This is a genomic window from Chloroflexaceae bacterium (assembly GCA_025057155.1).
Lineage (GTDB): Bacteria > Chloroflexota > Chloroflexia > Chloroflexales > Chloroflexaceae > JACAEO01.
Genome location: JANWYD010000060.1, coordinates 1 through 894 on the forward strand (window position 1 = coordinate 1; position 894 = coordinate 894).

The 894-nt window shown below is 57.9% G+C and carries 2 protein-coding genes; both read left to right on the forward strand.

All coding sequences use genetic code 11. From position 1 onward, the window contains the following. Window positions 1–104: 104 nt before the first annotated feature. Window positions 105–635 (forward strand): glycine/betaine/sarcosine/D-proline family reductase selenoprotein B, encoded by a 531-nt coding sequence (locus NZU74_20240; protein MCS6883659.1) that lies wholly within the window; start codon window positions 105–107, stop codon window positions 633–635. Between the two features lie 18 nt (window positions 636–653). Next, window positions 654–894 (forward strand): selenoprotein B (locus tag NZU74_20245; protein MCS6883660.1); only part of this gene is annotated, 241 nt, incomplete at its 3' end.

Below are 894 nucleotides of genomic sequence, written 5' to 3' on the forward strand. Positions count from 1 at the left end.
TTGTTGCAAGCGCAGCGTGGCCGATTGGTCTATCGTCCCTATGATTGGTCATTGAATATCGCCGAGCAAAACTGAAGTTGCGGAAGGCAGAGAGTAGTGGTGTTATGACCAACGACTGGCGCAATCGCTCACTGAAAGATCTTTACCGGCTGACCGGCCAAATCTTCTCGCAGCTTCCGGCGCTGGCCCGCCTATGGGGTGGCGCATACCGCGCGCTCAAATTTGATGAGGTGCCATTCACGCCATTGCGCAAACCGCTACCCGCATGCCGCTTAGCGTTAGTGACAACCGGCGGCGTTCACCGGCGCGATCAGCCGCCATTTGATATGGTTGATCCGCGGGGCGATCCATCATATCGCCGTATTCCGGCAGATACACCGGTAGCCGATCTAACCATCACCCACGACTACTACGACCACACCGACGCTGAGCGCGATCTCAACGTTCTCTTCCCACTGGAATTGATGCGCTCGTTGGCCCAACGTGGAATCATTGGCAGTTTGGCCGATTGCTACAGCTTCATGGGCCATATCGAGCCGCCCCATCTCGAAACCCTGCTGCGGCAGACTGCGCCTGAAGTCGCGACCTTCCTTAAGCAAGAGCAAGTTGATGCCGTCTTATTGACGCCAGCCTGAGGGCTGTGCAATCAGTCCGTGGGACTGATCGCGCGCATTATCGAAGACGCTGGCATCAGTACGATCTGTATTGTCAGCCTTAAGCCGATTGCCGAACAGGTGCGCCCGCCGCGCACCATACATCTAGCGTGGCCGTTTGGCCATCCGTTGGGCGAGCCGGGAAACCGGGCACAGCAACTGACCGTATTGCACGCCGCGCTGCACAGCCTCTATTTCGCCGAGCCGGGCGAAATTTTGGAACCGGGTTGGCGTTGGCGGC